Genomic DNA, 25,997 nt, shown 5'->3' with positions numbered 1-25,997 from the left:
TTTCGCAGCACATTCGTTCAGCCGTTTCGGACCGGAAGGACTCCTGTGCACGCAACACGTCGCAGAGCCATGGCTGTCGTGGCCGCCACCGCTCTGGCCACACCGCTCCTCCTGGCCGCGTCCCCGCACCCCGGACGCCCCGCACCGCACGACCCCGGCAAGGAAGCGGCCAAGCTGTCACGGGAGTTGGTGAGGAACGCGTCCGCGCGCGACGCCCACCGCCACCTCCGGCAGTTCCAGGCGATAGCCGACTCCGCCGAAGGTCACCGCGCCGCGGGCTCGCTGGGCCACGACGCCTCGGCGGCGTACGTCTACCGCCAGCTCCAGCGGGCCGGGTACAAGGTCTCTTACGAGAGCTTCCGCTTCACCTACACGGAGACGCTGGCCGAAAAGCTCTCCGTGGTGACGCCGACGCCCCGCGACGTCACGATCAAGGCCATGACGTACACGCCGTCGACGAAGGTGGGCGGCCTGACAGCAGAGCTCCTCGCCGTGCCCGACGACGAGACCCCGGGCTGCGAGGCCGCCGACTACGCCTCCGCGAACTTCACCGGCAAGATCGCGCTGATCAAGCGCGGCGCCTGCTCCTTCGCCGAGAAGCAGGCGGCCGCCGCCGAGGCGGGCGCGGCCGGAGCGGTCATCTACAACAACGTCGAGGGCGCCCTGTCCGGCACCCTCGGCGAGGTCGCCGCCGGCAGGATCCCGACCGGCGGCCTCACCCAGGAGGAGGGCGAGAAGCTCGTCGCCGACCTCGCGGGCGGCGAGGTCACGGTCTCCTTCGAGATCCGCGAGCTCCAGGAGGACCGCCCCACCCGCAACGTCATCGCGGAGACGCCCGGCGGCAACGCGGCGCGGACCGTGATGCTCGGCGCCCACCTCGACTCGGTGACCGAGGGCCCCGGCATCAACGACAACGGCTCCGGATCCGCCGGTCTGCTCGAAGTCGCCCTGCAACTGGCGAAGTCGAAGAGCAACCCCGCCAACAAGGTGCGGTTCGCCTGGTGGTCGGCCGAGGAGAACGGTCTGATCGGCTCGGAGAAGTACGTCGAGGCGCTCTCCGAGAAGCAGCGCGAGCAGATCCAGCTCTATCTGAACTTCGACATGATCGCCTCGCCGAACGGCGTCCAGTTCGTCTTCGACGGCGACGACTCCGACGAGGTCGGCGAGGGTCCCGGCCCGGAGGGCTCGGCCCAACTGGAGCGTGACATCAACGAGTTCCTCGACGGCAAGGGCAAGCCGCACGAGGGCACGGACTTCACCGGCCGCTCGGACTACGGGCCGTTCATCGAGGCCGGCATCCCCTCCGGCGGTACGGACACCGGGGCGGAGGGCATCAAGACGGCGGCCCAGGCCGAGGTGTACGGCGGCGAGGCGGGGATCGCGTACGACCCCTGCTACCACGCGGCCTGCGACGATCTGGACAACATCGACATGGGCCACTTCGACACCAACATCGACGTGATCGCCAACGCCGTCGGTACGTACGCCCACGACCTGCGCTCGCTGACCCGCCCGGTCACCCCTGACACCGGCACCGGCACCGGTACGCCGGGCAGCGGAGGCAGCGGAGGCGGCCTGCGCGAGGGCCACGGCCGAGTCGCGCGGTAGCTGACGCCCGGAGCCCGGTACGGAATGCGTACCGGGCTCCGGGGTTATCGGGGATATCCGTCTGACGGCCCCTGTCCTGGTATCCAGCCCTATTCGGCGCTATACGGCCTTTGCGCCGCCGTCGTGACGCATCACGGTGAGGTTCCGTGGCTGCGCCCGGTGGCCCTTGCCCGGTAGGCTTTCCGTGTGATCTTCAAGCGCATCGGAAATGGGAAGCCATACCCCGACCACGGCCGGGAATCCACCCGCCAGTGGGCGGATGTCGCGCCGCGTCCGGTTCGCCTGGACCAGCTCGTGACCACCAAGGGCCAGCTGGACCTGGAGACCCTCCTCGCCGAGGACTCCACGTTCTACGGCGACCTGTTCGCGCACGTCGTGAAGTGGCAGGGCGACCTCTACCTGGAGGACGGGCTGCACCGGGCGGTCCGCGCCGCGCTCCAGCAGCGCCAGGTGCTGCACGCCCGCGTCCTCGACCTGGGCTGACGCCGCCCGGTCACCCCGCGCTCTCCGCCGCGAGGCACCGCACACCCCACTGGCCACCGGCGTTCCGACGAGCCCGGCGGCGATCGACACGGTCGACGGGGGTCGGCGGGGTTTCCGCATCCCACCGAGACCCTGATTCGGGCTTTCGGGTGCTTTCACGCTCATCCGGGTGCCATACGTTGATCATTTAGTACGCATCATCACCGGGTCGCACTACGCTGCGTCCATGAGCATGCTCACTCCCCCCGGCATGGGCGGAAAGTACCGCATCACGGGCGACACCTACCCCCGCATGCGCCGCCCCCGGCACCGCCGCAGGCTGGTCCTCGCCGGCATCGGCGCCGTCGTCGCCCTCGGCCTGGCCGGCTGGGGCACTCTGCAGCTCATCGACGTCTTCACCGGCGGCGACAAGAGCGCCAGCGCGGCCGACCACAAGCGCGACTGCCCCACCGCGAAGCCGTCGGCGGCCCCCGTCAAGGCGCTGCCTAAACCGGCCGCGATCAAGGTCAACGTCTACAACGCGACGACGCGCAGCGGGCTGGCCAAAACCGCCGCCGAAGAGCTCAAGAAGCGCGGTTTCACCATCGGCGAGGTGGGCAACGCGTCGAAGGAGTACGACAAGAAGGTGCCGGGAACGGGCGTGCTGCTCGGCGCACCGACCGCGACGAACGGCAGCTTCACGGTGCTCGGCACCCAGCTGGCGGGCACGGTGCAGAAGACCGACACCCGCAAGACGGGCGAGGTCGATCTGATCCTCGGGGCGAAGTTCAAGGCGTTCAGCACCCCGCAGGAGGCCACCGCGGCGATGACGGCCCTGACGAAGCCGGCCCCCGCGCCTTCCCCCTCCTGCTGAACCTCGTCCCGCCCCCACCCCCGGGCACACGAAAGCGCCCCGCCCCGGCACCGTACGAGAGTGAGACCGTACGACGCCGGAACGGGGCGCGAGAATCGCGGGAAAGGCGGCCCTATTCGGCCGTGCCGTACATCCGGTCGCCCGCGTCCCCGAGGCCCGGCACGATGTAGCCGTGCTCGTTGAGCCGCTCGTCGACGGAGGCGGTGACGACGGTGACCGGGGTGCCGGCCAGCTCGCGCTCCATCACCTCGACGCCCTCGGGCGCCGCGAGGAGGACGACGGCGGTGACATCGTCGGCACCGCGCTTGATCAGCTCGCGGATGGCCGCGACGAGAGTGCCGCCGGTGGCCAGCATCGGGTCCAGGACGTAGACCTGGCGGCCGGAGAGGTCCTCGGGCATCCGGGTCGCGTACGTCTCCGCCTGGAGGGTCTCCTCGTTGCGGATCATGCCGAGGAAGCCCACTTCGGCGGTCGGCAGCAGCCGCACCATGCCGTCCAGCATGCCCAGACCGGCGCGCAGGATCGGGACGACCAGGGGCCGGGGGTGCGAGAGCTTCACCCCGGTCGTGGGCGTCACCGGGGTCTCGATGTCGACCTGCTCGGTGCGCACATCCCTGGTGGCCTCGTAGGCGAGGAGGGTGACCAGCTCGTCGGCGAGCCGCCGGAAGGTCGGGGAGTCGGTGCGCTTGTCGCGCAGCGTGGTGAGTTTGTGCGCCACCAGCGGGTGGTCGACGACGTGGATCCGCATGCGTCAACAGTAACCGTGCCGTCCGGCACTCTGCGCTGGCATCAACCACCTGTTCGGGGGGAAGGTGGGGGCATACGGACCCAGCACTGGGGTGGTGTGTCGATGGCTGACGGGGAACTGCGGCGCAACCAGGCCTCTGGCGGGCCGCGCGACGGGCGCGACGCCGAGGGCGTGGCAGGTGCGACGGCTGACGTCGAGGACGCGCAGGAGAGTGATGCGGCCCGCCGCCGCCGACGCGCCCAGTTCCTCCGCGAGCTCCACGAGGCCAAGCAGCTGCGCGACCGGGTGCAGCCGCGCCGGGCCCGCGCCGCCCGTATGCGGCAACAGATGCGGATGCGCACTTTCCGCTGGTGAGACGGTCTCCCGGGCCCTCTCGCACGCCGCTCTGTACCACCGGCGCACCCCCTCGCCGATCGGCTCGTCAGGGAGAGGGCCGACCAGGCACTCCTGGAACTGATGGCCGACGCAACGGTCGAAGAGGTCTCGCACGGCGCTTGTTTCTGCCACGATGCCGATTGGGCGGGGCTCAGGACGGACGGATCACCGTTCGCCCTCCCGTCGGACCGATTCGCCTATGACCAGTGGGAGAGTCACGGTGTACTTCGCCGCACTGCTCGCGCGCACCGAAGACGGGTGGGAAGCGAGCGATACAGAGCTCGACGATGTGGAGACCCTGTCCGATCTGACGGATCTGGCCCGGGAGGCCTCGGTGGACGAGGACACGGTCCTGGTCTACATCGAGCAGGAGGACGCCTGGTTCGGCGTCGTCCGGGTGGACGGTGAGGAGGACCCCCGAATCTACGTCTCGGACGCGTCCGCCGCCGCCCGCTCCTCGTACGGGGAGATCCTGCTCACCGACGAAATGCTCGGCCGCGAACCAGGGGCCGGGGACGAGATCGCCGCCCTGGAGGAGCTCGTCGACCTCGACGGCACGGAGGACGGCGAACCGGAACGGCCCGCCCCGGCGGCCGTCGACCCGGACGACGACGCCCCCGACCCGGACGCCGTTCCGGCGGGGCCGATCGGTGAGCTCGGGGTCCTCGCCGACCTCGGGATGTCCGAGAAGGAGCTGCTCACCCTGCAGACCGACGCACTCGCGGAGATCGCGGAGGCAGTGGGAGCGGCGGAGGTCCTGGAGTCGGTCCGCTAGGCCGGCCGTTGCGCGCGCCCCTCCTTCCCTCCCTCTCTTCCTCCACCTGTCCCGTCCGTTAGGGTCCGCGGGTGATCGCACGACCGCCGAACCCCTCACCCGAGCCCGTCCCGGGTCCTGTACGCGCACCCGAGCCCGACCCCGTACGCGACCCCTGGAAGACACCGATGCGCCGCGCCCTGGCCGAGGCCGCGCAGGCGGCGTCGGCCGGCGATGTGCCGGTCGGCGCCGTCGTTCTGGGCCCCGACGGAGCCGAGCTCGCCGCCGCCCACAACGAACGCGAGGCCACCGGCGACCCGACCGCGCACGCCGAGATCCTGGCCCTGCGCCGAGCATCCGAGGCGGTGGGCGAGTGGCGCCTGACCGACTGCACGCTGGTGGTCACCCTGGAGCCCTGCACGATGTGCGCGGGCGCCCTGGTCCAGTCGCGCGTCGCCCGCGTCGTCTACGGCGCCCGCGACGAGAAGGCCGGCGCGGCGGGCTCCCTCTGGGACGTGATCCGCGACCGCCGCCTGAACCACCGCCCGGAGGTCATCGCGGGCGTCCTGGAGGACGAGTGCGCCGAACAGCTGACGGCGTTCTTCCGCACGCTCTGACCGGGTACGGGCCTGCGGTCTGACCGGCTACGCCCCGACGCCCGACCGGGTACGGCCCCGCCATCCGACCGGGCACGGCCCCGACGCCGGACCGGCTGCGGCCCCACCCCCGAGAACCGATTTCTGTCCACGCCCCGGGATGGTCTAAGCTCTCTCTCGGTAGCGTGTCCGAGCGGCCGAAGGAGCTCGCCTCGAAAGCGAGTGTGGCGTAACCCGTCACCGTGGGTTCAAATCCCACCGCTACCGCTGTAGACGAAGGGCCCGGTTCACTGAACCGGGCCCTTTGCTTTGTCCTCCGCCTCGGCCGGCCGGTACGAGCGCCCCCGGCGGGCCCGCCGTCATCGCCCCCCAGCCAGCCGCTTCCCGGATGAGGCCGTCGACCTGCCGCACCATGCCCGTACGCCCGGTGTCGACCATGTGCTGATAGCACGGCGTGCGACTGGGTGCCGACGGTTTGCGCTGAGGGGGGGGCAGTGCCCGGCCTTCCGCCCGTCCGGGTTGCCACACCCGCGTTATGTAGCACGGGCGCGGCTCGATAAGGAGGGGGATCAGCCGACGCACATCCTCACCAGCTACTACCACCCCGAGCACGTTGAAGGAATACGGCTTATCGACCCGACGCCGGGTCCGGCTGGCACGGGCGGCGGATATCGCGTGCTCTAGGACGCGGGATACGAGATCGACCACATGCGGGAGCAACTGTTCGCGCGCGCCGCAGCGTCGGAGAAAGCGGAGCTCCTGCAGGCGATGCCCGGTGAGTGGGTTGCAGAGCTCCGTCGGACCGGGTGCGCCGCCGATGGGACCGTAGTGGAGTTCACCATCGGTATTCACGCCGCGAGCCGCTTCGCCTGGGCGTACGACTTCACTTGGGCGTGGCTAACGTGACCATGAGCCTGTACTGGCGCGGAAGGTTTCCCCTGATCGTCTTCGCGGGAGCCACCAGCCAGCTGCCTCGCGATCGGGTGCCCTGAAGAGAAGCTGAAGTATCGGCATTCCCGAACGCCATATCAATTCCCCGTCCGATTTCCCTTGGGCCTTCCAAGCTTGGCCAACTCTGTTTCAACCGAACATAGATATGCAATTACTTCGCCGGCACTCTTCTCAAACTCAGCACGCGCAACGACCTCGTCAGCTTCAATCCAGTCAAGCACCTCGTCCAAGAGCTCCTTCTTAGCCCTCCGCAAATCCGCCTTTCCTTCGATGGAAAAAACTTCCTGAACCTTATCTTGAAATACTTCTGGGTAGTAGTCCTCAAACCTCTCGCTCTCCCAAGAATTGAACCGACTGCTCGGCCAATCTTGAAATTTTTGACTCAATTTAGAGATCACTTCCACACCGCTGTCATCGCCATCAACGACAACCCACGCCCTGCCCTTATACATGGGTTCAAGGTGTGCAAAGAGAAGCATTTCGACAAAGTCGGTGAAGATGGGTTCCACTCGGCTTGTACCACCCGCAGCGACAGTGCGAATACCACGCAGCCCTGAGGCAAACCACGGAATTAGGTACTGGCGTACCAATCGTTCAGCGCTCGACTCTTCGAAAATCATCCACCCGTCACTCAGGTGCAAGTCTGAGATCTCGTATCCTAGTTCCTGCAGTACGTCCACTCTACGGCTTGGTGTAGAAACAACCTCGTATGAGGTGGAGGGAGGAATCTGTTCATCTGTTGAAGTATGCAGAACAACCGATGTTTCCAAGCTTCCAAGCTTTGCTAGGACGATACTACTGTGCGTGCTGATGATAAACTGATTAAACTCGCTGGCCGCCAAAATGGCATCGAGCAATGCTTTCAGAGCGTACGGGTGAAGGTCGTTCTCCAGCTCTTCGATCAGAAAGAGCTTCCCTCTCGCACCGCAGAGACTAACAATGAGATTCAGTACGGCAGCTACACCTGTACCCATTGAATCGATATTGATGCTGCTAAACCTGTCAACCTGCATTCCGAGGTGTTGCCCATGATCCCCTGGGATTACGCTGATTTCGAAACCCAGCACATCTCGACATAGCTGACGAAATTGCACCGCTTCTGCAAACTGGGCCGTGGCAAGCGAGGCAACACGCGCGACAATGTTTCCGTCGTGCGGCCATACGGCGAGCATGCTTTGACGATCGACTTGCCCTGCGCTGGCCCTTTGTACTCGGCCAGCAAAAACGGGGTAGATGACATTATCAGGAACCTTCCCCGGAGCCAGTCCGATAATGTAGCCGCCGCCATCCTGGGCTGCGTTAAGCTGAGACCCAGAATTTGTCAGAGTTAATTGGATATGCTTTTCCGCTACCCCTCCCGGCGATTGCGTATTTCGCAGTACCGGCAGAGGAATGTCACCCTGATAAGATAGTAGAATTCGGGAGGATTCTTCACCTACTCGAATGTCTGATTCTCGAAATTGGGAACCTTCTTGCAGTAGATAAATTGCATGCAGGAGTGAAGATTTTCCCGTATTATTTCGGCCGATAATAAGCGTGATCGGGCCTAGTGGCAGGGTACCGCTTTCCGCGATGGATCTGAAGTTTGACACTTCAATGGAAGTGAAGATCACGGACTCCCCCGTCATGCTTGCGGAATAGGTTGGCATTCTAAGGCACCGACGCAGTCATGAGCAGGAAGATACGCAAGTTCGCGGCCAGCCGAAGATCATCGCTGGGTCTTCCGCACCTTCTGGTCCCGCACCGCCCACGACAACGAATGGTGGAACACCTACCTCGCCACCGAGAACGCCACCCAGGCGGTCAGCTCCGCGCCCGACGCCTCGATCCCCGACGCCGCTTCCCCGCCGCCCTGGGTCCCGGCCGAGGACACTCCGCCGCCGCCCGTACCCGTGGGCCCCGGCACGGAACTGGCCCCCGAACCCACCGGCGTACCGCAGCAACGCACCCCGGCCCAGGCGCCGGACGCCGAGCCCGCGTCGCCCGCCCCCGACACGGTTCCCGCGAAAGCCAGCCCCGCCTACCTCGCCCTGGCCCGCCTCGGCCGCGACGACCACCGACTCGCCCTCTCCGCCGACGACTGCGCCGCGCTCGAACCACTGGCGGCGAAATGGCTCGCCCGGGGCGTGACCGTCGACTACCTGGCCGGTGCCCTGACGGCAGGGCTTCCCGCCCAGGTCGGCTTTCCCGTCGGCCTTCTCCGCCGCCGCCTCATCGACAAGATGCCGCCCCGGCTGCCGGGCCCGAACATGTCACCGGAGCCCTCCGACCCCGCTCGCCGCATCCTCCTGGAATGCACCGACTGCGGCCGCCCAGGCCACCCCGAAGCGCTCCCCGACGGGCTCTGCCGCCCCTGCCGCGAAACCCACAGCCCTGAGAACGACAAGAGCCCGATCCCACCCGCCGAGGCCGCCGACGTCAGAGCGCGCATGACCAACCTCCGCGAACTCCTCAAAGCCGTCTGAGAACCAAGCCCACGGTTGGCTCACACCTCCCGGCCAGCAGAAGCCACCAGCAGAAAGCAAGAAAAACATTCGCCTCCGCGAGATCCCGAACACCATGATGAACGCCTCCTCCTGGAAAGGAATTGAAACGCCCCACATGGCCGACGCAGGGCTGAATCAGTTCAGACATACCCAACTTCAGGCAAGAGTCGTTCACTACAGGTTCTGATACCGAGAAAACCGGAAGCGACGCACTTCTGTGCCGTCCTCGCCAGCAGGCTTGGTTATGCGTTCGCTTCCCAGTCGATCCTTGCTTCAACGAGCATTTGGCGGGTGTCGTCAAGCCGCGCGGCCTGCTCCCGTAGCTTGTCGGCAATGTCTGCCAGGTCAGCGGGTCCGAGATTCTCCATCCAGCGCCCCTCCACCACCTCTAGGTCGACGTGTGGTACACGGGAGGCCGGGTCGCTGTCGAAGGGGCGTACTTGCAAGTGTCCGCGAAGAATCTCTTCGGGCTCGGCCGGGTCCTCGTACCCAGGACCGGCCACGTTCATCTCGACGCCTTCGATAGAGAGCCAGTGATCAATGTCCACCAGCAAGCCGAGTCGGTCAGCGCGTAGCGGTTTCTCCGCGAAATCTGCGGCGGAGCTGCGCTCGATCCACGGAGGAAGATGCCCGGAAATCTGCCCGCCCCCTTCAATGGCGATCGTCCAGGTGCTTGGCTTCTTCGCAGTGATGGCAGTCGGATCAGGCGAGTACGTCCCGGCCTGAAGCTGGTCAGCAAGTGCCATCACTTGGCCGGCGAATGCGCCGACCCGCACGGCATGGGCACGCAGCCCGGCGATGTCGAAGTCATCGCTTTCGCCCTCGTAGGTGACGCTGGCGGTCAGCTCGCCGTCGCCATTGAGATCGTGGAGCCAGGCACGCACGTGAGGGAGCGATCCCTGACGGGTGCTCGACACGTCGGCGACAACGCCCATGTGCGACTCGTGGTCGCCGCTGTCCGTGCACCAGGTGTAGGCGGAACACGAAGAGGTGGCGGTGATCATGGGAAGCGGGACCGACTCAACGGTGGTGGCGTTCATGCCGGAGGTATTAGCCCTACGTGTGTCGTCCATGCGCCCCAAGACGCGGTCCACCCTGCCGAGTGATTTATGTGTGAGGGGAGGGGCCGTGGGCTTCACCCTCCGCATGGCGCATCGACAGAGATCCCGCGTTCGCCAGAAGCACGTTGACCGGCAGTACATGGTTCAGCGTGATCTCAGTTCTGGTCTCATTCGCCCCCGGCCGACGAGGTCCGCGACCGCGTCGGCGACGTGGTCCACCTCCTCCTCGGTGTTGTAGTAGTGCGGCGACAGGCGCAGGCACCATTCGACGCCCTTGTCCGCGAAGTCGAACTGTGCGAACTCGCGGAAGCTGAGAGCCGAGTTGATGCCACGGGCGTCCATGGCCTCCTTGAACGGCTGCGGCTGCCAGCCCTCCACGCCGAAGGTGACCAGCGCGGCGAGACGCGGGCCGCGGTCGAGCACGCGCACCCCGGGTACGGGTCGGAGCCGGTCGCGCAGTCGGGTAGCGAGCGCCGGTGTGCGCTGCTCGATGGCCTCGATGCCGACCTTGCGGGCATAGCGCGTCGCGGCGGCGCTGCCGAGCACCGTGGCGTAGGGGAACTCCCACTCCTCGAACCGGGCCGCCGTCCCGACGGGCTCGTAGCCGCCCGGCCGGTTCCAGCGGGCGCCGTGCATGTCGATGAACAGCGGTTCGTAGCCGGCGCGCAGGACGCGGTCGGAGACGTACAGGAATCCGGATCCGCGCGGGCCGCGGAGGAACTTGCGGCAGGTGGCGGTGAGAAGGTCGCAGCCGATCTCTTCCACGTCGATGACGAACTGGCCCACCGACTGGCAGGCGTCGACCAGGTAGAGCAGGTCCAACTCACGGCAGTGGCGGCCGATTTCGGCGATCGGCGAGACCAGGCCGGAGTTGGTCGGGACATGAGTGGCGGACACCAGGCGCGGGCGGTGGCTCCGCATCAGCGCGGCCATCGCCTCCACATCGACCCCGCCCTCGGGTGCGTCGGGCGCGTGGACGATGCGTACGCCGAAGCGCTTGCGCAGGGACAGGAAGGCGATCTGGTTGGAGACGAAGTCGTCGCGAGTGGTGAGGATGACGTCGTCGGCCTCGAACGGGATCGACGACAGGGCGTTCGCGTAGGCGTGGGTGGCGCTGCCCGCGAAGGCGATGTTGTCGGGCGTGGTGTTGATGAGGGCGGCGATCTCCGTGTAGAACTCGCGGACTTCGCCGGCTCGGGCGGCCGACGCCTCGTAGCCGCCGATCCGTGCTTCGAGGTTCAGATGGCCGACCATCGCGTCGAGAACCGGGGCGGCCAGCAGTCCGCAGCCCGCGTTGTTGAAGTGGATGACCTGCCGGCAGCCCGGGGTGTCCGATCGCAGGGCGGCCACGTCCAGGTGAACTGCTTCCCGTTGACCTGCTTCCCGTTGACGCGCTTCCCGCTGAAGTGCTTCCGGGGCGGATCCAGTAGCGCTATTCTCATCTCTCATGAACGACGGTAGCACTTCTGGCGAGTTGGCCGACAGCATCCGTACGCTGCTCTCCCGGCTTTCGCCCGGCGACCGGCTGCCGAGCAGCCGGGAGCTGATCAAGGAGTACCGCGTCGGCCCCGCGACCGTGGCGCGGGCCATCGCCGCGCTGGCCGCCGAGGGCGCGGTGGTGACCCGCCCCGGCAGCGGTACGTACGTGGCGCAGCGCGCCAGGCCCCGCGACGAGGTCACTGCCACCGACACGGCCTGGCAGACGGTCGCCCTCACCGACCGGGCCGTCGACACCCGCCTGATCGCCGACCCGCTCGGGCCGCCGCCGGCCGGGACGATCACCCTGGACGGCGGTTACGTGCACCGCTCCCTCCAGCCCACCCGAGCCCTGAGCGCCGCCCTGGCGCGGGCGGCACGCCGTCCGGACGCCTGGGACCGCGCCCCGGTCGGCGGTCTGGCGGCGCTGCGCACCGTGTTCGCCCGGATCGTCGGCGGCAGCGTGACAGCGGAGGACGTGCTGGTCACCGCGGGAGGGCAGAGCGCCCTGTCGATCGCGTTCCGGGCCATCGCCGGGCCCGGCAGCCCGGTCCTGGTGGAGTCGCCGACCTATCCTCGGGCTCTGGCCGCGGCCCGCGCCGCGGGGCTGCGGCCGGTGCCGGTGCCGCTCGACGCCGACGGCGTACGACCCGACCTGCTGGCCGACGCGTTCGCGATGACCGGCGCACGGTTGCTGTACTGCCAGCCGACCTACCAGAATCCGACCGGCACCGTGCTGGCGCCCGAACGTCGCGGCCAGATCCTCGATGTGGCGCGCGCTTCGGGCGCGTTCGTGATCGAGGACGATTTCGCGCGGCACCTGGGACACGGCGGCCCGGTGCCTCCACCACTGGTGTCCGACGACCCCGACGGCACGGTCGTCCACGTGACCTCACTCACCAAGCCCGCGGCGCCGAGCCTGCGGATCGGGGCGCTGGTGGCGCGCGGGCCGGTGATGGAGCGCATGCGGGCGGTGCGCCTGGTCGACGACTTCTTCGTCACCCGCCCGCTGCAGGAGGCCGCGCTGGAGGTGCTCAGCTCCCCGTCCTGGGACCGGCACGTACGGTCTCTCGGCGTGGCGCTCCGGGAGCGGTGCGCCACGCTGGCCGCCGCGGTCGCCCGGGAAGTGCCCGGTGTGGCCTTGAACGCCGTGCCCGCGGGCGGGCTCCACCTGTGGGTCCGCCTGCCGGCCGGCGTGGACGACACCGTACTGACGAACGCCGCGCGGCAACGCGGCGTCGCCGTGAGCGCCGGCAGCCGCTACTTCGCCACCGAGCCGCCGGCGGCCCACCTGCGTATCGGGTTCGCCGCCGCCGCCGACCACACCGAACTGACCGAGGGTGCGCGTCGGCTGGGAGCCGCGCTGGCGGATCTCCGCCCCGGGCAAGGGTGAGGCGCAGGCAAAGCGCCGGGCTCTGCCGCAGATCCATGCTCTGGTGCAGCTGATCTCTCGTACCTCCGCCGGCGCTCCCACCGGGCCATACGCCGCAGCCGCAGCCGCCGACCCCGGCCGTTCAGGAGCGCACGGCGGAACCCGAAGGCGCCGCCCAGCCGCGCAGCGTGGCGAGGATCGTCGACCGGAAGGCGCTGTCGGCGGTGGGGGCGTCGAAGGCGCCGGCGAGTTCGAGGGTCACCAGCCCGTGCAGGGCCACCCAGAGCGAGACGGCGATCTCCGTCCCGTCGCCGTCGAGGACGGCCTGTTCCACCGCGCGATCGATCGCCGAGATGAGCGGCCGGACGGGGTCACCGGCTCCGACCGCCCCTGACGGATCGAAGGATTGCACTCCGCCGAACAGCACCGCGTAGAGGTGGCTGTGCTCGACGCCCCATCGTCGGTACGCGGCGGCCAGCGCGTAGATGTCGGCGAGGGGGTCCTCCGAGGCCGGCACCGCGGTCAGGGTCCGGAAGAGGCCGGCCACGGCTCGGTCGCGGACCGCTCCGATCAGACCTTCCTTGCCGCCGAACAGGGAGTACACCGCCGCCGTCGACGTCTCGGCGGCCGTCGCCACGGCGCGGACCGTGACCGACTCCTGCGGGCGGGTGGCGAGCAGTTCGGTCGCGCACTCCACGAGTCGCTCCCTGACAGTCGCGTCGTTCGTCCTCGGCCTACCCATGACGAGAAGCGTACCTCCTCTGATAACGTCGTTTTGAAACAGCGTTTGGAAACTTCGGAGGTTCGCCGTGCCCACGCCCGTCACACGTCTCGCCCGCATACGTCTCGCCCGCATACGTCTCGCCCGCATACGCCTCGCCCGCTTCACCGGCCGCTTACTGCTGGTCCTGGCCGCCGTCGCGGCACTGGCCGTCGTCTTTCTCGGGACGCTCGTCCTCACGGACGGGGCGGGCTCGGGGCTCGGCGCATGGCTGGTGACCCTCGGAGTCGGGACCGCCGTCATCCTGTGGCGGGGCCGGCGTCGTACCCGGGCGGGGGCGGCGCGGCTCATGCCGTTCCTGCCGGTGGTCGTCGCGGCGGCGTTGACGGCGTCGGTCTGCGTCCCGAGCGCGCCCACCGCCCGACAGCCCCCGCCCGACCTGCCGTTCGTGGCGACGCAGCACTGGAGCCTGGCCACCGGCAGCCGGGTCGCGGTGTATCACCACCCGCCCGCGACCAGCGGCCCCCGGCACTCCGTTCCGCTCGTCTACCTCCACGGCGGGCCGGTTCGCAGCATCTCGGTGCTCGACCACCGGTTCCTGCGGCTCCTGGCGCGCCGGGGCTACGACGTCTACGCCTACGAACAGGCGGGCGGCGGGCGGAGCGGCCTGCTCCCCATGGAGCAGTACACGATCTCCCGCTCGGTGCGTGACTTCTCCGCTTTCGTCGACCGCCTGGACCGGGGCAGGGTCGACGTCCTCGGTTTCTCCTCGGGCGGGGCCGTGCTCACCCGGGCCCTGGCCGACCCGCGTACCGCCACCCGCCTGAACCGGGCGATCATCGCCGAGCCCGGCCCGATGGACGGCCCCACCGCCCGTATCGCCGGACACCAGGGCCGGCCGTCCGCACGCGGTCTCGCGCCGGACGTGACCGGACCGCGGTCGACCCATGTCCCGCGGTACGCCGTCGCGTTCGGCCTCATACGGCTCGGGCTCCTCACCCCCGAAACCGGGCTGATCGGACAGGCCGAAGGCGCCAACGCGTTCACCGCCGCAGACCTCGGCGGCGACACCGCGGCCAGCTACTGCGCGCGCGACGCACACCGCATCCCGACCGAGGACACGGCGGAGAACTTCTCCTTCAGCGCCGCCGCCAGCCTCCGCGTCCAGCAGACCATCAAGGACTCGCCCTCCATCGCCCCGCAACTGCGGCGCTCCCGGACCCCCGCGATGCTGATGATCGCCGAGTGCTCCTCCCAGGTCCGCCAGTGGGCGACCGCCGTCCTCGCCGACGACCCCGCGATCCAGCGCACGCAGTACCTGCCCGGAGTCGGACACCACATGTGGAACGGGCTCGACGACAACGACGACCGGGCCGCCGACGTCATCACCGCATTCCTCCAGGACGAGCCCGCGCCCCTGCCGGACCATCCGACCCGCGAGGAGATCCCCGCCTTCCTGCGCGACCACCGGTGAGGGGTGAAGCCCGGGCGGTACGTCATCCCCGGCGGGCGCGGCCCAGGCGGAGGGCGGAGACCAGGAAGAAGACGCCGCCGAGGAAGGCGTAACCGGCCAGGTTGTTCAGGGAGGCGCCGTCCTTGCCCGCCTGGGCGATGAACGAGGCGCCGGCGAGCGTGGAGATTCCGCCGCTGGCGATCATGGCCCACTGGCCGCCGAGTTGGCGTCGGGCGGCGCCGACGACGAGCTGGACGATGCCCGCGGTGACCGCCCAGACGCCCCAGACCCGCAGGACGGCGGGGATGCCGGAGGTGGCGGCGACGGCGAGGCCGATGCCGGTGAGGGCGCTGAGCGCGATGTTCACGTACAGGGCGCGCACCGGTTGGCCGTTCGCCCGGGCGGACCGGATGTCGACGACCGCGCAGGCCACGTCGAACAGCGGATAGAGCACCAGCAGCGTGGCGGTGAGCGCGCCCAGCGTGTCGGCGGTCGCGAACAGCAGGGCGGCCCACACCGCGGCGAACGCGAAGCGCAGGAGGTACAGCTTGCGCAGGGCGGTGGGAAAGCCGGCGGGAGCGGTACCGACGAGGGTGTCCATGGAAGTTCCTTTCAGGAAGGCCGAGTTGATAGCGGTCGGCGGGCACCGGAGGCCCTCCACCTAGCGAGGGAGAACGTTCGGTCTCGCTATCCATTCAAAGGAACGCGGCCACCCCTGTCAAGACCGAACGTTCTCCCTCACGCGTGCGGTAATCTGGCCGTATGAGCGAGGGCACGGGAAGGGCCAGTACGTCGGCGGCGCGAGCGCGACTGCTCGACACGGCGACCAGGATCTTCTACGCGGAGGGCATCCACTCCGTCGGCGTCGACCGGATCATCGCGGAGGCGCAGGTCACCCGCGCCACGCTCTACCGGCACTTCACCGGCAAGGAAGAGCTCGTCCTCGCCTACCTCGACCAGGCCGACCGGGGCATCCGGGCGGGCATCGAGGCCGCACGGGCGGGCGAGCCGTCGGCGGCCGACGCGGTCCGGGCGATCGGCCGGTTCATCACCGGAGGCATTCAGAGCCCCGGCTTCCGCGGCTGCGCCTTCCTCAACGCGGCGGCCGAATACCCCGACCCCGCCCACCCCATCCACCAGGCCGTCCTGGCCCACCGCCAGTGGTTCCTGGAGACCGTCACCGAACTGCTGGCGCAGATCGGCGACGAGCCCGCCGACGGGGCCGGCCGACACCTCGTCATGCTCCGCGACGGCGCCATGGCCGCGGGCTGCCTCTCCGACCCGAAGCCGATCGCCGAGACCTTCCTCCTGGGCGTCGAAGGAATCCTGCGGGCACGCGGGGCCTGAGGGCCTCCGGCCTATACAGGCAGGTCCCGCGTACGCGGCCCGGCTCCGTCCGGAACGGATGTCGTCAAAGGCATCTGGCCCCCCGGCACGTTCACTTAGCCTGAAAGCCGGGGAAACGGGCCGCAGCCGCGGGCCGACCGCTTCACGGGGCAGGGACGTCATGGACGCGGAGATCATGCAGTGGGTGGACCAGGCCGGGCCGTACGTGGCAGCCGCCGTCGGCGCCTACGGGACGGCCGTTCTCACCCGGGCGGAGGGGACCGCGGTGGATGGCACTGTGGCCCTGGGACGCCGCATCCTGCAGACCCTGTGGCGCCGCCAGAACTCGTCCGGGCGGACCGAGCTGGAACAGGCCGTGGCCGAGGCCGCCGACCGGCCGGGGGACGCGGACGCCACCGCCGGGCTGCGACAGCAGCTGGAGCGGGCACTGCGCGAGGACGTCGAGCTGCGGGGTGAACTGGCCACCTTGTTGGGGGCGGCGATGCCGGGGGTACGGACGGGGGACCACAGTCCGTCCGTCTCCCACAGCGAAATCGGCGGGGACAACATCCAGATCGGGCAGGCGGGCGGAGCCGTACGGATCGGCCGGACCTGACCGGTGTCGTCGGCGGGTTCGGGGGGGAGCGGGGGCAGCACGGGTGGACCGCCCGTCCGTGGACAGCTCGTGGATCGGCGGTCACAACATCCAGATCGGGGAGGTCACCGGCGACCTGTCCATCCTTCTGGAACGGCCCTCGTTCCGGTTGGAGCTTCTCAGCCCGGCGCAGTCGCCCGGGCCGCCGACGAGCGTGCGGCATCAGCCGAGCTACCTGCTGCATCCGGGAAACCGGGTGGTTCCCTACTCCCCGCCGATCGCCGACCTGCGGGCACTCACCGTCTGGCGGGACGGCCCGGAGAGCCTCTCGGTGCTTCTCCTCCACGGACCGGGCGGGCAGGGCAAGACGCGTACCGCACAGCATTTCGCCTCCCGCACCGCTGCCGATGGGTGGTCCGTCGCGCAGGCCAGGGACCTCACGACACCGGTACCGGCGTTGCCTCTCGCCCGAGGTGAGATCGGCGAACAGCTGCTGATCGTCGTCGACTACGCCGAGCGCTGGCGCTACACGAGCCTGCTGGAGATGCTCGCATCCGTACGTTCCGCCGGACGGGACCACACCGTGCGGGTCCTGCTGCTGGCCCGCTCCCACACTCACCTCTGGGATCAGCTGGAGGCCGAGCTCGACGGCCTGGGTATCGCGTTCGCTCCGCCGGCCGCGCTGACCGGCTTCCCTGAACGGTCGAGGGAGACGCTCTTCCACGAGGCGGCCGCCAGCTTCGCTCAGGCCCTGGAGCTACCCGGCCTGTCACCGCCCGCCCCGGACGACCTGGCAGCTCCCTCGTACGCCTCACCACTGACCCTTCACATGGCGGCGCTGGCCGCCGTTGTCGCGGCGGGCAACGACGATGGGCGCCCCGGCGACATCTCCCGCTATCTGTTGCTGCACGAGCAACGTCGCTGGAATGCCTCGACCGATGCGGACACCATGCGGGCGCTCGTGGCCCTGGCGACCCTCGTCGGCCCCTTCGCCACCCGGAACTCGGCGCGTGAACTGCTGATCGCCGCCGGAGTCACCGACGGGCAGGCCGAAGCCAACCGAGCGCTGACGGCCCACCGCCTCCTGTATCCGGGCGACCAGCACCTGGTGCCGCTGCGCCCCGACCGATTCGCCGAGGACTTCCTCGGCTGGTACCTGGGCCGCGACGACGAGTTCGCCGACGATCTGGCCATGCTCCTGCTCGGCGGCGAAGTCCTGCGGGACGGCGATGTCCGCCAGGCCCTGCTCGTCCTCGCGAACGCCGCGCGTCATGAGGCCGTACGGGACCTCCTGGACCGCGTGATCATCCGGCGGCCGGAACTCGCCGAAACCTCGCCCGCTCTCATGCTCGCGGTGGCTGAGCACCTTTCCCTGGGCACTGTGCTGGTCGTCGCCATACGTCCGGACCCGGGCGTGGAACTGGCATACGCTCGACTCAAGCTGACGCAACGCATCGTCGAGGCAGTACCCGAGGGAGAGTCCGACGCCGGTGCAATCCTGGTGTGGGGGATGCTCGGCAGCCGACTGCTGGCCTGCGGTGAGAACGTCGAAGCAGCCCGGGTGCTGGGCGAGGCCGTACGGCTCGCGCGGGAGAACCTGGATCTGCTGGACATCACGTCCCTGGCCGAGCTGATCGATCTCCTCAACCTCTATTCCGAGGCGATCGGGAGGATGGGCGGGAATCCGATACCGATCACCGCTGAGGCGATCCAAATCCTGCGGGACCATGCTGACGAAGCCGCAAGAAGAGCGGGGGAAGACGCCACCACCTACAAGGCCGCCCTGGCGAAGAGTCTGAGCAATCATGCCAAGGCGCTCGTCGACTCTGGGGACCCGCAAGGTTCGCTCACCGCCGCTCTCGAAGCCGAGGAGCTGTACCAGGAGCTGGCGGCACGGAACATCGAGCGCTTCACCCCGGCATCGGTCCGCGCCACTGCGAGGATCGCCAGCCTGATGCACGAACTGGACCGCCCCCACGAGGCGGTCCAGTTTGGCATCCGGGCAGCCGACGCCCTGCGCCGGCTGTCCGCCGATGATCCCCCGACGCACCAGCCCGACTACGCCAGCACGCTGCACAACCTGGGGTTGAGCCTCGGACAGGTCGGCCGGACCGGAGAGGCCGCCGCCGCTCTGGCGAAGGCCGCCGTGCTTCTACGGCACCTCGCGGAGCATGTGCCGCTCCGCTACCGGGAAGAACTGGGCGGATGCCTTTTCGCGCTGGTGGGCGTGCTGGAGGAGGTGGAGACCACCGACGAGCTGATCAAGGTCCGGCGTGAGCTGGTGGGGGTGGAACGGCAGCTCAGAGAGGCCGGGATCTCACAGGACGATCGCAGGTTCGCCATCACCATGGTCCTGCTCGGCCAGAACCTGGTGTCGGTCACGAACTACGCGCAGGCATTGCCGGTCCTCACCGAAGCGATCGAGCTGCTGCACACCGCGTTCCCGGTGTTCTCCGACGCGCTGATCACGCCCCTGGCACAGACATACGTGAATCTCAGCCAGGCGCAGAACGGTCTCGAAGACAGATCTGCCGCGGCAGATTCCGCCCGAGAGGCGGTCCGCATACTCCGCGCGCTCACCACCGACTCCGACTGCTCCGAAGGCTCCGACGACTTCGACGCGGCGGTCGGGCAGCTCGGACTGGCGTGGGAGCAGTTGGCCTTCTGCCTGCCCGAAGGCGATCCTGAACGCGCCGCCGCCTGGTCGGAGTTCCACCGGATCTTCGGGGCGGATCCTCAGGAGGCCGAGGACCACGCGGAGGAGCGGTCCGCACCGGACACATGACCCCGGGCGGGTCCCGGTTGTGCGAAGACACGGCCGCCCGGCCCCGGGAGCCCACCGCCGTGAAGGGCGGGAGCTGCCCGGTCCGGGCGAGCGGGTCGAACCGGAGTGGCGTGGACGCCCCTCAGCCGTGGTCCGCCGCGACGGCCGTCTCGGCGCGGGTCAGCCGGTGCAGTGCCAGGGCGATGCCCGCGGCGAGGGCCGCGCAGATCGCCAGGGCCAGGAAGCCGTGGCCGACGCCGGCGGTCGTGGCCCGGGCGACGGACGAGCCGGACGTGGTCTCGCGGTGCAGGGTGGTCGCCAGGATCGTGCCGATCACCGCGATCCCGAGGGCCGCGCCGCTCTCGTTGAACGTGTTGAGGAGGGCCGAGCCGACACCCGACTCCTCGGGGCGTACATGGGAGGCGCCGATGCCGTACAGCGGGACGAAGCAGGTGGGCAGGCCCGCGCCGATGACGATCAGCGCGACGACGGCCGTCGGGACGCCGGACGGGCCGGCCGCGAGCAGGGCGGCGCCGATGATCTGGGCGAACGCCCCGGCCAGGTAGGCGCCGCCCGGACCGGCCCGGTCGATCAGGCTCGGCACGAAGAGGGCGAAGACCAGGGAGGCCAGGCCCATCGGCAGCAGGGCGAGGCCGGTGGCGAACGCGCTCATGCCGTGGGCGCCCTGGAAGTAGTTGCTCGCGAGGTAGGAGCTGCCCATCATCACCACGGCGGCGAGCAGCAGACCCAGGCTGCTGAGCCAGTACGTCGGTATCCGCAGCAGGTGCAGCGGCAGCAGGGGGTCGGACTTCCCGAGCTCCGTGCGGGCCACCACCGTGAGCAGTACGGCGGACAGGGCCATGCTCGACCACGCGGTGGCCGAGGTTATCCCGTCGTGCAGCCGGATGAGCCCGAAGGACAGGCAGGCCAGGCCTGTCGTGGCCAGGAAGGCCGTGGGCAGGCGCAGGGGCCGACGGCCGGCCGGCGCCATGGCGGGCAGGCTGCGCAGCGCCAGGACACCGGCGGCGAGGCTCACCGGAACGTTGATGAGGAAGGCCCAGCGCCAGCTGACGGCCGAGACGACGAGACCGCCCAGCACCGCGCCGAGGATGGCCCCGATGACGCCCAGGCCGCTCCAGAGCGCGAGGGCCGCCTTGCGCTGCTCCTCGTTCCCGTACACCGTCAGCACGATCGACAGCGCCGCGGCCGACAGCACCGCCGCACCCAGGCCCTGCAACGCCCGTCCGGCGATGAGGAGTTCCTGGTTCCCGGCGAGACCGCACAGGACGGACGCCACGGCGAAGGCCAGCAGTCCGGCCAGGAAGGCCCTGCGCCGCCCAATCACGTCGGAGACCCGGCCGCCGAACAGCAGCAGGCTCCCGTACAGCAGGATGTACGCGCTGATCACCCACTGGAGTGCGGACGGTCCGGCGGGCAGGTCGGCGCCGATCGAGGGCAGGGCCACGTTGACGACCGTCACGTCGAGCATGACCATCAGCTGCGCCACGCCCACGGCGGCCATCGGCAGCCAGGACGCCTTGGCGGGAATCCGGTCCCCGCCTGGTCGGACATCCGTGAGTACTGGGGCTTCGGGCATGGGTGTCTCCTGGTCCGCGAGATAATTACATTCATGCGAATGAATCGATAATGTAGTGCGGGCGGACCTAGACTGCCAAGCGTGGCGAACAATCCTCTTTCCGACCGGTGGCTGTCCCTGGTGCGCGTCGGCGCCCTCATGAACCAGCGGATCGAGCACGCCCTGTCCGAGAAGTACGACCTCTGCGTCAGCGCCTACGAGATCATGGAGGTGCTGTCGCACGAGGCGGAGTGGATCCGCCCGGGAGAGGTCAGCACCCGCACCTCGCGCAGTCAGCCGCAGGTCTCCCGGCTGGTGACGCAGATGATCGACGCGGGGTACGTGGCCCGTGAGCCCTCCCCCGGCGACGGCCGCAGCTCCCAGATCCGGCTCACCGATTCGGGGCACCGGATCTTCGCGGACGCCGCCGCGACCGTCGAGGACGTGCTCGGCCGGATCGCCGAGGAGAACGCCGACGCCCGTGCGTTGATCGGTTGATCGGTTGGCCGGTTGGCCACTTGGTCGGTGATCGGGCGGTCAGCCGGTCAGGCGGTCTGCTGATCGGACGGGCCCCGCGCCGCGCGGATCCCGTCCACCAGCACCGTCGTCGCCGCCGCGAGGAAGACGAGCTGCGTCAGGGTGCGCGGGATCAGCTCGTCCCACCAGGTCTCGGCGGTGTCCGCCGCGTACACGTTGGCCGGGAACATCGCGATCAGCAGGAAGGTGAGCAGCCCGGCCGCCGGAGCGGTCGTCCGGCGCCACAGCAGGGCCAGGGCCGCCGCGATCTCGGCGACGCCGGTCACCGTGACGAGCAGACCGGGGGCCGGCAGGGCGGGCGGCACCATGGCGACGAGTTCGTCGCGCATGCCGATGAAATGGGCTCCGCCGGTCAGCAGGAACATGACCGCCAGTCCGCCGCGCAGCGCGACGGGCAGCCGTCGGAGGCCATGGACCCCGCACGCTCCGACGATCAGCGCGAGGCAGGTGGTGCCGACCAGAGCGATGAGGGGTTCCATGGGGCAGACATTCCTTTCGGGGTGGTGGCCGGGTGGGACCGCGGGCGGTGTCCTCAGGGCCGGGGCGCGTTCGCCGCCGCCGAGCGTCGGACCGTGGCCCGGTCGATCTCCTGGATCTGGACGATCACACCGTCCGGGTCCGTGACGCGGATGCTGCGGCCGAAGTTCTCGTCGACCAGGTCGTAGGCGTAGCCCGCCACCGCCAGGCGGTCCGCCACCGCCTCCAGGGGCTCATCGGTGGCGAAGCCCAGTTCGGTGGTGCCGGGCGGGCGGCCCTGGGAGACCGCTGCGTCATGGATCCCCATTTCCCCTGCTCCAGCGGAGAGTTGGGCCCAGACATCGACGCTCTGTTCGGGGCGGAGGACGAGTCCCAGGCCCGTGTAGAAGCGTCGTGACGCGGCCACGTCGGCGACGTACCTGATCGGGAGTACGGTCAGCATGGTGGTGGGTCCTCTTTCACTGTCTCTCTGCGCTCCCGCGTGTCCTCGGCGGGCACACGGGTCCGTGGTCATCGGCAGTGTCGGTCCGGGGCCGGCCGAACAGGACGTGATCCACGCGGAGTTCGCGGTGATCGGACACGGGGAGGGGTGCTGGTGACGGAAACGGTCACGCTCGACGCCTTGGACCGTCGGCTGATCCACGCCCTCCAGCTCGACGGACGACTGCCGTTCAGCCGTATCGCGGCCGCCGTCGGCGTACCGGAACGCACGGTGGCACGCCGCTACCACCGGCTCCGGTCGCGGCTGGCCCTGCGGGTGGTCGGGCTGGTCGACGGCGGCCGTACCGGGATGCTGGACTGGATCGTCAGGGTCCGCTGTGCGCCCGAGGCGCTGGAAACGCTCGCCGTCCAGCTCGCACGGCGGGACGACACGTCATGGATCGCGCCGCTGGTGGGCGGCACCGAACTCACCTGCATGATCCGTACGCCGCAGCCTGGCGACGACGGTCGGCGCTCGTTCTTCGAGCAGCTCGCCCGGACGGCTGGGGTACGGGAGGTCGACGCGGCCTGCGTGCTGCGGCCGGTCGCGGGTGTCGGCGGGTGGGCCGGGCGGATGGACGCCCTCGACGAGGCGGAGCAACGCCTGTTGCGGCCGCCGCGGCAGGGCAGCGTGCCGCCGACGGGCTCCGCGGAAGCCGCGGCGGGGGCCGTGGAAGCGGTGGCCGCCTCCGCGGAAGCGGAGCATGCGCCGGCGACCGTGCTCAGCGCCGCCGACAACGCCCTGCTGCGCGCCCTGTCGCAGGACGCGCGGGCGGACCTGGGGCGGCTGGCCGCGGCCACGGGGTGCTCGGAATCCACCGTACGGCGGCGCATCGGGCAGCTGCGGGACTCCGGGGTCCTCGTCTTCGAGGTGGAGATCGACCCCGCCCTGTTCGGGTATCCCATCGAGGCCCTCCTGTGGCTCGACGTCCCTCCGGCCGGTCTCCGGGCCGTGGCCGACGCGCTGGCCGGGCACCCTCAGGTCGCGTTCGCCGCTCTCACCACCGGGCGGAGCTCCGTCTTCGCCATGGTGGAGTGCCGCAGCGTGAGCGGGCTGCACGCCTATGTGACCGACGAGTTGGCCGCGCTGCACGGCATCACCGGCATCGAGAGCGCGGTGACCCAGCGACGTACGAAACGAGCCGGTCCGCTGCTCGCGCCCCTGGCCGAAAAGCGTGCGGGTACGGCGTCCGGCAGAGCTGCCACGCCGTAGCGGCCCTGGGGATTCCGGGGGCTGCGCGGTGCTTTCGGAGGGCTTGTGGGGCTCTGCGTATCACATGAGTTTTCGGACAACCCTGCGCCACTCGGGGGACGGGAGACAACCCGACCCACCCCCTGCCGCCTCTCACAGGCCGGACACAGCGTCGCCACAGGTGAGTTGGGGCCGTGCTGAACGTCCACGTTCCATCACGCACTCGGAAGTCCGGAAGTACGAGGAATGATGACCAGATCTCAGCAGGGCCGCACACACCGACTGACCCGCCCGTCGATCGCCATCGCCGCGGCCGTCGCCGTGACGGCGGGCGTCGTCGCCGCCGCGCCCGACGCGAAGACGGCGGAGCCGACGCCGAAGCTCGGCCTCGTCGCCGCCTCCACCTCGGTGACGCTCGACTCGTGGAAGGAAGATCCCGGCGTCTATCTGGACCTCGGGACGTATCTCACCTCCGAGAACGGCGCCTTCGAGCTCAAGGTGACCCGTAAGTCCTACAAGGACCCGGTGGTCGCCAAGCAGATCCTGCGGAACGGGAAGAAGACCACGACCAAGGTGCTGCCCGCCGGGCTCGTGAAGGACTTCTCCGGGCTGCCGGACTTCGCGAAGATCGCGGTCACCGACTCGGCGGGCAAGACCGTGCTGAGCAAGACCGAGGCCTTCTGCCCGAACAACGCCTCCGGGCGGATCCGGCCGGACGCCCCCGCCAACTCGAAGTATCCGCAGAGCTGTCCGGTGAACCCCTTCACCCTCGGCTCGGTGTGGGGCGTCGAGAACGGCTGGGCCTCCAACACCTACGCCGGGTACTACTCCGATCCGGTCCAGCTGGCCGCCGGCACCTACACCGCCAAGATCTCGGTGACGAAGAAGTACCGCGACCTGTTCGGCATCGCCAACAAGCCGCAGACCGTCAAGGTCGTCGTGCGCGAGCGCAGTTGGGAGGAACAGGGCGAGGGCGTCGCCGCCGAGCCGCGCAGCGCGGCCCCGAAGTCCGGTGCTCCGAAGTCCGGCGCGTCCAAGTCCGCCGCCTCCGGGCACGCGGGGCACACCGGGCACGAAGGGCACGGGCAGGCCGCCGCCGAGTCCGCCGAGCCCTCGGCCCACGCCGGGCACGGCGCTCCCGCCCGTACCGAGGCACCCGCCACCCGGACGACCGGCGCCGGCGCCACGTTCAACGTCGGCCACGGCCCCTACCCGCCGGCGCCGCCCGCCCTGCCCTGGGCGCTGAAGAAGGAGTCCCTCCAGCGGCAGGCCTTCTCCGCCGCCAAGGTCGGCGACCGCGCCGGGCAGACCGACGGGTCGCGCCAGGCGCCCGGCGCACGGCCCAACGCCAAGCGGCCCACCGGCAAGGCGACCGTGCCCGACGTGCCCAAGCCGGACCTGCGCTCGCTGCCCGCGTACGGCATCACCGTCAGCGACGGTTACGAGGACGTGCCCGGCAAGGACTACCTCGCCTTCAGCGCCAACGTGTGGAACGCGGGCCCGGCCAAGCTCGTCGTGGACGGCTTCCGCTCCCCGGGCAAGGAGCTGATGGACGCCTACCAGTACTTCTACGACGCCGACGGCAAGCAGGTCGGCTACACCCCGACCGGCACCATGGAGTGGGACCCGCGCCCCGGCCACGAGCACTGGCACTTCACGGACTTCGCCAGCTACCGGCTGCTGAAGGCCGACCAGAAGGAGACCGTGCGCAGCGGCAAGGAGGCGTTCTGCCTGGCCAACACCGACGCCGTCGACTACACGGTGAAGAACGCGAACTGGCACCCGGACAACACCGATCTGTCCACCGCGTGCGGCCAGGAGAACTCGATCTCCGTCCGCGAGGTGCTCGACGTCGGCTCCGGTGACACCTACACCCAGGACCTGCCCGGCCAGTCCTTCGACATCACGGACCTGCCGAACGGCACGTACTACATCCAGGTCCTCGCCAACCCGGAGAACCGGCTCAAGGAGACCAACCACAACAACAACAGCGCCCTGCGCAAGGTCGTCCTCGGCGGCAAGAAGGGCGCCCGCACGGTGAAGGTCCCCGCCCACCACCTGGTGGACGCCAACTGACCCTCCGCACAGGCACAGTGAGCTGTACGCCGGCCCC

At 69.5% G+C, this 25,997-nt stretch carries 23 protein-coding genes, 1 tRNA gene and 2 pseudogenes; 17 read left to right on the top strand and 9 right to left on the bottom strand.

Annotation, left to right across the window (positions count from 1 at the left end):
- Positions 1–69 precede the first annotated feature (69 nt).
- The 3 genes from G3I54_RS32075 to G3I54_RS32065 all read left to right on the top strand — a co-directional run bounded on the left by G3I54_RS32075 (position 70) and on the right by G3I54_RS32065 (position 2,944).
- Positions 70–1,608 carry a M28 family metallopeptidase gene (locus G3I54_RS32075; protein ID WP_164619892.1) on the top strand — a complete coding sequence of 513 codons (1,539 nt, stop codon included), beginning with the start codon at positions 70–72 and terminating at the stop codon, positions 1,606–1,608.
- A gap of 186 nt (positions 1,609–1,794) precedes the next feature.
- Complete coding sequence (locus tag G3I54_RS32070; protein WP_003967677.1) at positions 1,795–2,091, top strand: type II toxin-antitoxin system VapB family antitoxin; 297 nt, start codon at positions 1,795–1,797, stop codon at positions 2,089–2,091.
- A 250-nt stretch (positions 2,092–2,341) separates the two neighbouring features.
- Positions 2,342–2,944 (top strand): LytR C-terminal domain-containing protein, encoded by a 603-nt coding sequence (locus G3I54_RS32065; protein WP_164619890.1) that lies wholly within the window; start codon positions 2,342–2,344, stop codon positions 2,942–2,944.
- Between the two features lie 112 nt (positions 2,945–3,056).
- Here G3I54_RS32065 and upp read toward each other — a convergent pair whose 3' ends face one another.
- A complete protein-coding gene (gene upp / locus G3I54_RS32060; RefSeq protein WP_018513622.1) occupies positions 3,057–3,692 on the bottom strand; it encodes a uracil phosphoribosyltransferase in 636 nt (211 codons plus the stop codon).
- 102 nt (positions 3,693–3,794) lie between these two features.
- Here upp and G3I54_RS32055 point away from each other — a divergent pair, with 102 nt between their 5' ends.
- From G3I54_RS32055 to G3I54_RS32035, 5 genes and pseudogenes are all read left to right on the top strand, one after another.
- Positions 3,795–4,046, top strand: coding sequence for a hypothetical protein (locus G3I54_RS32055; RefSeq protein WP_164619816.1), 252 nt, complete (start codon positions 3,795–3,797; stop codon positions 4,044–4,046).
- 241 nt (positions 4,047–4,287) lie between these two features.
- Positions 4,288–4,842: a hypothetical protein gene (locus tag G3I54_RS32050; RefSeq protein WP_164619888.1), complete on the top strand. Its 555-nt coding sequence runs from the start codon at positions 4,288–4,290 to the stop codon at positions 4,840–4,842.
- Between the two features lie 167 nt (positions 4,843–5,009).
- Positions 5,010–5,438 (top strand): tRNA adenosine(34) deaminase TadA, encoded by a 429-nt coding sequence (gene tadA, locus G3I54_RS32045; RefSeq protein WP_164619886.1) that lies wholly within the window; start codon positions 5,010–5,012, stop codon positions 5,436–5,438.
- Between the two features lie 158 nt (positions 5,439–5,596).
- Positions 5,597–5,684, top strand: a tRNA-Ser gene (locus G3I54_RS32040).
- Positions 5,685–5,954: 270 nt separating this feature from the next.
- Positions 5,955–6,323, top strand: a pseudogene (locus G3I54_RS32035) (UTRA domain-containing protein); the annotation flags it as partial.
- Between the two features lie 122 nt (positions 6,324–6,445).
- Here G3I54_RS32035 and G3I54_RS32030 read toward each other — a convergent pair.
- Positions 6,446–7,981 carry an AAA family ATPase gene (locus tag G3I54_RS32030; protein ID WP_164619814.1) on the bottom strand — a complete coding sequence of 512 codons (1,536 nt, stop codon included), beginning with the start codon at positions 7,979–7,981 and terminating at the stop codon, positions 6,446–6,448.
- 90 nt (positions 7,982–8,071) lie between these two features.
- On the opposite strand from G3I54_RS32030, the pseudogene G3I54_RS32025 reads away from it, so the two are divergent.
- A pseudogene (locus G3I54_RS32025) lies at positions 8,072–8,833 on the top strand (MarR family transcriptional regulator); the annotation flags it as partial.
- Between the two features lie 263 nt (positions 8,834–9,096).
- On the opposite strand, the gene G3I54_RS32020 reads toward G3I54_RS32025, so the two are convergent.
- Both G3I54_RS32020 and G3I54_RS32015 read right to left on the bottom strand, forming a co-directional pair.
- Positions 9,097–9,894, bottom strand: coding sequence for a hypothetical protein (locus G3I54_RS32020; protein WP_164619812.1), 798 nt, complete (start codon positions 9,892–9,894; stop codon positions 9,097–9,099).
- Positions 9,895–10,059: 165 nt separating this feature from the next.
- Positions 10,060–11,265, bottom strand: coding sequence for an aminotransferase class V-fold PLP-dependent enzyme (locus tag G3I54_RS32015; protein WP_343240481.1), 1,206 nt, complete (start codon positions 11,263–11,265; stop codon positions 10,060–10,062).
- A gap of 97 nt (positions 11,266–11,362) precedes the next feature.
- On the opposite strand from G3I54_RS32015, the gene G3I54_RS32010 reads away from it, so the two are divergent.
- Positions 11,363–12,784, top strand: a complete 1,422-nt coding sequence (locus G3I54_RS32010; protein WP_164619808.1) for a PLP-dependent aminotransferase family protein — start codon at positions 11,363–11,365, stop codon at positions 12,782–12,784.
- Between the two features lie 121 nt (positions 12,785–12,905).
- On the opposite strand, the gene G3I54_RS32005 is transcribed toward G3I54_RS32010, so the two are convergent.
- Positions 12,906–13,505, bottom strand: a complete 600-nt coding sequence (locus G3I54_RS32005; RefSeq protein WP_164619806.1) for a TetR-like C-terminal domain-containing protein — start codon at positions 13,503–13,505, stop codon at positions 12,906–12,908.
- Positions 13,506–13,572: 67 nt separating this feature from the next.
- On the opposite strand from G3I54_RS32005, the gene G3I54_RS32000 reads away from it, so the two are divergent.
- Positions 13,573–14,958, top strand: coding sequence for an alpha/beta fold hydrolase (locus G3I54_RS32000; protein ID WP_343240480.1), 1,386 nt, complete (start codon positions 13,573–13,575; stop codon positions 14,956–14,958).
- A gap of 22 nt (positions 14,959–14,980) precedes the next feature.
- Here the strand turns inward: G3I54_RS32000 and G3I54_RS31995 are convergent, their stop codons facing one another.
- Positions 14,981–15,538 (bottom strand): hypothetical protein, encoded by a 558-nt coding sequence (locus G3I54_RS31995; protein WP_164619804.1) that lies wholly within the window; start codon positions 15,536–15,538, stop codon positions 14,981–14,983.
- Between the two features lie 161 nt (positions 15,539–15,699).
- Between G3I54_RS31995 and G3I54_RS31990 the strand changes: the two genes are divergently transcribed.
- From G3I54_RS31990 to G3I54_RS31980, 3 genes are all read left to right on the top strand, one after another.
- Positions 15,700–16,284 carry a TetR/AcrR family transcriptional regulator gene (locus tag G3I54_RS31990; protein WP_164619802.1) on the top strand — a complete coding sequence of 195 codons (585 nt, stop codon included), beginning with the start codon at positions 15,700–15,702 and terminating at the stop codon, positions 16,282–16,284.
- Between the two features lie 160 nt (positions 16,285–16,444).
- The gene (locus G3I54_RS31985) at positions 16,445–16,879 is read left to right on the top strand and encodes a tRNA-dependent cyclodipeptide synthase (protein WP_239144674.1); all 435 of its coding nucleotides are present in this window, start codon (positions 16,445–16,447) and stop codon (positions 16,877–16,879) included.
- 58 nt (positions 16,880–16,937) lie between these two features.
- On the top strand, positions 16,938–19,643 hold the full coding sequence (locus tag G3I54_RS31980; protein ID WP_203687445.1) for a tetratricopeptide repeat protein: 2,706 nt from the start codon (positions 16,938–16,940) through the stop codon (positions 19,641–19,643).
- 121 nt (positions 19,644–19,764) lie between these two features.
- Here the strand turns inward: G3I54_RS31980 and G3I54_RS31975 are convergent, their stop codons facing one another.
- Positions 19,765–21,219, bottom strand: a complete 1,455-nt coding sequence (locus tag G3I54_RS31975) for an MFS transporter (RefSeq protein ID WP_164619798.1) — start codon at positions 21,217–21,219, stop codon at positions 19,765–19,767.
- Positions 21,220–21,300: 81 nt separating this feature from the next.
- Between G3I54_RS31975 and G3I54_RS31970 the strand changes: the two genes are divergently transcribed.
- Positions 21,301–21,696 carry a MarR family transcriptional regulator gene (locus G3I54_RS31970; RefSeq protein WP_164619796.1) on the top strand — a complete coding sequence of 132 codons (396 nt, stop codon included), beginning with the start codon at positions 21,301–21,303 and terminating at the stop codon, positions 21,694–21,696.
- A gap of 47 nt (positions 21,697–21,743) precedes the next feature.
- Here the strand turns inward: G3I54_RS31970 and G3I54_RS31965 are convergent, their stop codons facing one another.
- Both G3I54_RS31965 and G3I54_RS31960 read right to left on the bottom strand, forming a co-directional pair.
- Entirely contained in the window at positions 21,744–22,214 is a 471-nt protein-coding gene (locus tag G3I54_RS31965) for a hypothetical protein (protein WP_164619794.1), read from the bottom strand.
- Between the two features lie 53 nt (positions 22,215–22,267).
- The gene (locus G3I54_RS31960) at positions 22,268–22,654 is read right to left on the bottom strand and encodes a VOC family protein (RefSeq protein WP_164619792.1); all 387 of its coding nucleotides are present in this window, start codon (positions 22,652–22,654) and stop codon (positions 22,268–22,270) included.
- 153 nt (positions 22,655–22,807) lie between these two features.
- Between G3I54_RS31960 and G3I54_RS31955 the strand changes: the two genes are divergently transcribed.
- Together G3I54_RS31955 and G3I54_RS31950 are read left to right on the top strand one after the other, a co-directional pair.
- Complete coding sequence (locus G3I54_RS31955) at positions 22,808–23,905, top strand: AsnC family transcriptional regulator (RefSeq protein WP_164619790.1); 1,098 nt, start codon at positions 22,808–22,810, stop codon at positions 23,903–23,905.
- A 225-nt stretch (positions 23,906–24,130) separates the two neighbouring features.
- Positions 24,131–25,960: a lysyl oxidase family protein gene (locus tag G3I54_RS31950; protein WP_203687444.1), complete on the top strand. Its 1,830-nt coding sequence runs from the start codon at positions 24,131–24,133 to the stop codon at positions 25,958–25,960.
- Positions 25,961–25,997 lie beyond the last annotated feature (37 nt).

Origin of the sequence: Streptomyces sp. SID14515 (genome assembly GCF_010548505.1) — a bacterium.
In the GTDB taxonomy this organism is placed as follows: domain Bacteria; phylum Actinomycetota; class Actinomycetes; order Streptomycetales; family Streptomycetaceae; genus Streptomyces; species Streptomyces caviscabies.
Note: the sequence above shows the minus strand (reverse complement) of the source record. Positions and strands in the feature narration are given on the sequence as shown.